Origin of the sequence: Wandonia haliotis (assembly GCF_039523435.1) — a bacterium.
GTDB classification, from domain to species: Bacteria; Bacteroidota; Bacteroidia; order Flavobacteriales_D; family Crocinitomicaceae; genus Wandonia; species Wandonia haliotis.
Genome location: NZ_BAAAFH010000025.1, coordinates 8,310 through 12,687 on the forward strand (window position 1 = coordinate 8,310; position 4,378 = coordinate 12,687).

The window sequence follows — 4,378 nt, forward strand, 5'->3', positions numbered from 1 at the left end:
AGAACCAACAAATATTAACATCAATATGGCTCAACAAAGAGTTGTTGGGGACAAGCGGTATGAGATGCAAAATCACTTAAATTCTGTCATGGTGACGGTAACGGATAGAAAACTCCCAGAGTATAATGCTACAGAAAACTTAGCGTATTATAAACCTGATGTGGTGGGTTATTCGGATTACAGTCCATTTGGTGTAACCTGGAGAGATGGTGGAGAGACAGGGAAGTATGGTTTCAACGGAATGGAAAAAGATGATGAAATCAAAGGTAAGGGAAATAGCTATGATTTTGGAGCGAGGATGTATGATTCGAGAGTTGGGAGATGGTTTTCAAGAGATCCTTTGGAAAAGAAGTATCCGCATGTAACACCATACATTTTTTCGTACAACTCCCCAATTCTTTTTAACGATCCTGACGGTAAGGAAGCTATCATTACAGTTGTATCTAATGAGACAGGCGGAGGAACGATTACAATTTCAGCTGATATAATTATGGTAGGGAAAAGTGTTACACCAGAAAAAATAGTGAAAGCCCAAGAACTTTATAATACGATGCTTAAAAATGGTTCATACGTTGATGTGGAAGGGAATACATGGGAAATAGTTTTCGATATTACAGTTCAACCAACAGATTACAAACCTTCAACGGTTAAAGAGTTTGATGATTATGCAGCGAAACTTCCAACAGGTCAGAATGCGGTTTTAGTAGATGGACATAATACGTGGCCTCAAGCTAAATTTAGTGGGAATAAAGATTTGGAGAAAGATTCTGAAACTGGCATTACGCATTAAAGAAGCTTATGCTATAATAGGAAAGTCGGCTTTAGGCACGTTAACTGAAACAGGTGGTGGTGCGCACTTTCATGAGGTGTTGCACCTTTTGGGATTGTCAGACAGATATGGAGCCAATGATAAACAAAATTCAAAACCACACACAAATTGGGGAGGAGATGTTATGGCAGAACCGTTAAGCAACACTGTTTCCCAAACGCATTATGATAATTTTGGAAGAAAGTATGCCGATAATATTGGGGAATTTATTTTAAAATATGCTGTTGATATTGAAGTATCTTCTGGAAAGCTTATTGGGGAAAGTAAAGATGGGTTAACAGAAGATGAAAAAAAACAAGTTTCTAAATAATAAGATGTGTCATCTTTGAAAAAGAGTTGATTTAATCGAAAGTTAAAGAAGTTAAATACTGAAATATGAAAGCTATACGATTTTTGATAATTATAATCTTTGTGTTAGGAGTAAATATAAGTTCTTCTTATTCACAAAATACAATTGAAGAGCAGGAGGTCAATGACTCAATTTCGTGGTCAGGTAGTCTCTTGTTCTCGGGAGGTCAATTCTATTTTTATCCGAATATTCATACTTCTCAAATACACAGGATTCTATCAAATAATTCTTCATTATTGAGTTTTAAATTGACGTTTATTTGTAACCAGTTTTTACTTAAAAGTGATGTGAATTTTTATTTTTCTACAAACGAAATTCGTAAGAACTATCTTGACTCAAACTCAGTGCGACATAGAGTTCATTTTGCTGATGTTGAAATAAAATTTAAAACAGATTATTTGTTTTTAGAAGATAAAGTTATGAAACAGGCAGCTATCATAAATAATAAATTGGTGTATATAGAATTCGTTGGAAGTATTTATGGTACCATAATTGATATTGTTGGCGAAAAAAACAAATCCGGTAATTCCCTATTTATAGAGGATGCAAAGTCTTTTGCTCCTGGTGTATTACGTTTTGATTGTGGTGAGGACTCTCAGGATAAAGGTGATAATTGATAATGAAATAATATGCCGGATTAGGATTTACCGCATACAATCTGGCGGATGAAACCACCCATAACTACCGTTATGATGCCATTGGGCAACTTGTGCAAGATAAAACGGAAGAAATTGAGAACATCGCGTGGACAGTTACCGGAAAAGTAAAGAAAATCCAGCGCTATGCGTTTAGTGAAAAACCGGATCTGGAATTTGAGTATGATCCTATGGGACAACGCATTACCAAGATTGTGTATCCAAAGTCTGCACCGGGGGTTATAGATGTGGATGGAGTTACGAAAACGTATTATGTGTATGATTCACAAGGGAATGTGATGACAGTTTATACCTTAAAAACAGAAGAAGCAGAAAAGAATTTGTATCTTAGTGAGAGGATGTTGTATGGATCAACCCGCTTAGGAATGGAACAAGTCAACCAAATAGTAGCCTCTACCAACTCAGGTAATATCGATATCAATACGAAACAGCAACGAGTGGTTGGGGATAAAATATTTGAAATGAGTAATTATCTCGGAAATATCCTTGCAACTGTTACAGATAGAAAGTTACCTGAGTTTGATTTGGGAGAAGGGTTGGCGTATTATAAGCCGGATGTGATTAGCTTTAGTGACTTTTTCCCTGGGCATGGATTATTAACAGGTCGAAACGGGAATAGTAATGTATACCGTTATGGAGGAGCAAATGGGCAGGAGAAAGTGGATGAAGTGAGTGGAGTAGGAAATCATTATACAGCTGATTACTGGGAATATGATTCAAGGGTGCTGAGAAGATGGAATAACGATCCGGTTACTAAACCATGGATGTCTCCGTACCATGTATTTGAAGGTAACCCGGTTTTCTTTGCAGACCCTTCAGGTGCAAATGGTGAGATCACTATTCAGGATAGGGACGATGGTCAAGGAGAGGAGATGGTATTATCAAATACAGTGATTTTATATAAAGGATCAGGTTTAACAGATGAACAATTTGATAACTACGTGAGTAATTATGCAAGAGTAATATCTCAAATATCTAACGGACAAAGATTTATGGAGGTGGATGGACCGGATGGGGTTAAAAATTTAACAGTTCGTGCAGATGTACAAGTTTTGGTGGCAAAAGATGAGCAGGAAGCGTTGAGAATGGCAGCGGAAGTTGGGGAAACGGCAAATATCTTTAAAGTATTCAATGGGATGAATGGGGGATCTTCTTATGTTGCATCAAGTGGGGAAGGTGCAGGTTGGCAAGGAGAACTTGTATATCAAAGATTACAAGACAACGCATCGCATGAGTGGCTTCATTTATTTGGTTTAGAGGATCGTTACCTTTTAGGTATTACTAAAAAGGATCCTTTTTCACCAACTGATCTTAATAATACTGAAACTAGACACCAATATGCGATGCAAGTTAAGAATGATCCAAATTATCACTCTGAAAAGAATCCTAATATTATGGTAAATGGATCTTTTACAAATCTGTCAAAAGGGCAGGTTCGTTATCTATACAGTCAGATAGGAGTAAAAAAACCTTCAGAAAGCGGTTGGGAATTTGGTAAGGGAAGAGGAACTCAAACAGTTTTAATAATATCTAAACCAAGTGAGATAAATATTAAAAGTGTATTGTCTTATGTGACCTTGTCGAGATGCATTATTTACCATCCAAAATTAGGAAGATCTCATAATGGTGGGAAAAGAGCATATAATAATTTGTCTACAGAAACTAAAAGAGATCTTAATGCTGTCTTTCAAAAATGATTTTAGTAATAATATGAAAAAAATAGGGTTAATTTTTTTAGTAGTTTGTTTTAAAACATACTTTTCTTTTGCACAGGTTTCTGTAAAAGAATTAGGAAAGAATAATCTAACAATTCAGGTCTTTCCCCACGATATAGAATATGATTCAGTATATCAGTTTAATAGTTATAATAGAATTTCCTTGTCTTTTGGTAGTTATGGTGAAATTGAGAAACCAAAAGAATATTTCAAAAAAACCAAACATTTTGTCGAAAGGGTGATAAAACAATTTTCTTTTCAAAGTATTGACACTTTAGAAGTTTTTTTTGAATACATAGATAAGGTACCTAGTGAAGTATTTCAATGGAAGAAAATCCGAAATCTAAAAGTATGGACACCAAGTATTTTTCCCTCTCTAAAGTTTGAGTATAAAGGTAATGAATGTTCATTAGGGAAAATTGATAAATTATTTCTTCTTGGCAAGATAGATGTAAGTTTCAGTCTTTTAACTTCCCTTGAAGTTTCAGAATTGGTTTTAAGTGATATTGAGCATTTACATTTCAGGGGAGAAAATCAATCTGTAGAAAAAGTTCAACTGGTTGCAAATGCTTCTGATTGGAAGTTAATAAAAAGAGTTGTAGGTTATTTTCCTAAAGCACGTATTGATATTATAAACCCGGTAATGTATCGTTTTGTAGATATTTACAATATTGAACCTTTAGATTGGGGGTGGTAACCTATTATATTAGGGATGCACAAGGGAATGTAATGACGGTATATACACTTAAAGCAGAAGATGGTGAGACCAATCTGTACCTAACAGAACGGAATTTGTATGGATCTTCTCGTTTGGGAGTGGAGCAGGTAA

The 4,378-nt window shown here is 35.3% G+C and carries 5 protein-coding genes; all 5 read left to right on the forward strand.

The window, feature by feature from the left end; all coding sequences use genetic code 11:
• On the forward strand, positions 1-790 hold a 790-nt coding region (locus tag ABDZ97_RS17525; protein WP_343791082.1), incomplete at its 5' end, for an RHS repeat-associated core domain-containing protein.
• Positions 741-1,139: a hypothetical protein gene (locus ABDZ97_RS17530; RefSeq protein ID WP_343791085.1), complete on the forward strand. Its 399-nt coding sequence runs from the start codon at positions 741-743 to the stop codon at positions 1,137-1,139. The genes ABDZ97_RS17525 and ABDZ97_RS17530, both read left to right, overlap by 50 nt.
• Positions 1,140-1,204: 65 nt before the next feature.
• Complete coding sequence (locus ABDZ97_RS17535; protein WP_343791088.1) at positions 1,205-1,795, forward strand: hypothetical protein; 591 nt, start codon at positions 1,205-1,207, stop codon at positions 1,793-1,795.
• Between the two features lie 92 nt (positions 1,796-1,887).
• Positions 1,888-3,531: a hypothetical protein gene (locus tag ABDZ97_RS17540; RefSeq protein WP_343791091.1), complete on the forward strand. Its 1,644-nt coding sequence runs from the start codon at positions 1,888-1,890 to the stop codon at positions 3,529-3,531.
• Between the two features lie 13 nt (positions 3,532-3,544).
• Entirely contained in the window at positions 3,545-4,246 is a 702-nt protein-coding gene (locus ABDZ97_RS17545; protein ID WP_343791094.1) for a hypothetical protein, read from the forward strand.
• Positions 4,247-4,378: the final 132 nt, after the last annotated feature.